The sequence below is a fragment of the Streptomyces sp. 13-12-16 genome, assembly GCF_002114215.1.
GTDB lineage: Bacteria > Actinomycetota > Actinomycetes > Streptomycetales > Streptomycetaceae > Streptomyces.
This window is the reverse complement of record NZ_NCTE01000928.1, coordinates 2,832-4,428: the sequence shown is the minus strand read 5'-3', so window position 1 is coordinate 4,428 and position 1,597 is coordinate 2,832. Positions and strand designations below refer to the sequence as shown.

Below are 1,597 nucleotides of genomic sequence, written 5' to 3'. Positions count from 1 at the left end.
GGCGGTCGTGGCCGGCACGATCGGCTCGGCCTGGGGCGTCGCCGCCGCGGCCGCCTGCGGCTCGGCCGTGTGGTGGCTCCAGCTCCGGTCCGCCCTGCGCGAGCACCACCACATCCCCGTTCCCGAAGTGAGGACACCGTGACCACCCATCCCCGGCTGAGCATCGGCCTGCCCGTGTACAACGGCGAGGAGTACCTCGCCGAGGCGTTCGACGCCCTGCTCGGCCAGACCTACGAGGACTTCGAGCTGGTCGTCTCCGACAACGCCTCGACCGACGGGACGCAGGACATCTGCCGGAAGTACGCCGCGCGGGACTCCCGCATCCGGTACATCCGGCTGCCCCGGAACATCGGCGCCGCGCCGAACCACAACCACGTGTTCACCGAGTGCCGGGGCGAGCTGTTCAAGTGGGCCTCGCACGACGACCTGTACGCCCGTGACCTGCTGCGGGCCTGCGTCGAGGCGCTGGACGAACGGCCGGACGTCGTCCTCGCGCACAGCGGCCAGGCGGTCGTCGACGGCGACGGCCGGGTGAAGGTCCCCTACGAGTACTCCCTCGCCACCGACTCGCCGCACGCGCCGGAGCGCTTCCGCAGCCTGCTGTTCGAACCCGGTGGCGACGACTTCTACGGGGTGATGCGGGCGGACGTGCTGCGCCGGGTGAAGCCGCACGACAGCTACCACCACGCGGACCGCGTGTTCGTCGCCGAGATCACCCTGCACGGGCCCTTCCACCAGGTGCCGGAGCTGCTGTACTTCCGCCGCGACCACCCCACCCGCGCCGAGCGGGCGAACCCCTCCAAGCGCTCCCGGTGCGTCAACCTGGACCCGCGCCGGGCGGGCCCGCTGCACCCGACGCCCCGGCTGCTCGCCGAGTACGTCTGGGGCTTCGTCTCCGCGGTCCGGCGGGCGCCGCTGTCCTCCGCCGACCGGCGCGCCTGCTACCGCCACCTGGCCGCGTGGATGACCAGCCGGGCCCGGCCGGGCGCCGGCGAGCGGGTCGAGGACCGCGCCCCGGTCGACCCGGACCGGCTCACCGTCTCCGTCGACGCCCTCGTCGCCGGCCGTGAGGGGAGGCAGGCGTGAGGCCCCCGCGCATAGGGGTGTTCGGCCTGCTCGGCTCCGGCAACGTCGGCAACGACGGGTCGCTCGAGGTCGTGCTCGGGTACCTCCGCGCCGAGCACCCGGAGGCGGTCGTGGACACGATGTGCGGCGGCCCCGAGGCCGTCACGGCCCGGTACGGGATCCCCGCGACACGGCTGAACTGGTACCGCGGGGAGTACCGGACCGCGTCCCGTGCGGGCGCGATCGCGGCCAAGGGGCTGGGCAAACTCGTCGACGTCGTCCGCACCGCCGCCTGGGCGCGCCGGCACGACGTGGTGATCGTGCCGGGCATGGGCGTCCTGGAGACCACGCTGCCGCTGCGGCCGTGGGGCTTCCCGTACTCGCTGTTCCTGCTCTGCGCGACCGGCCGGCTGCTGCGCACCCGGGTCGCGCTCGTCAGCGTCGGCGCCGGCCCGATCGGCAACCGGCCGACCCGGGCCCTGACCCGCTGGTCGACGCGGCTGGCCGCGTACCGGTCGTACCGGGACGCCAT

The 1,597-nt window shown here is 74.3% G+C and carries 2 protein-coding genes; both read left to right on the top strand.

Annotation, left to right across the window (positions count from 1 at the left end; genetic code table 11):
• The first annotated feature begins 138 nt into the window (after positions 1–138).
• A complete protein-coding gene (locus tag B7767_RS32380; protein ID WP_085575239.1) occupies positions 139–1,086 on the top strand; it encodes a glycosyltransferase family 2 protein in 948 nt (315 codons plus the stop codon).
• On the top strand, positions 1,083–1,597 hold a 515-nt coding region (locus B7767_RS32375; protein ID WP_179167371.1), incomplete at its 3' end, for a polysaccharide pyruvyl transferase family protein. The genes B7767_RS32380 and B7767_RS32375, both read left to right, overlap by 4 nt.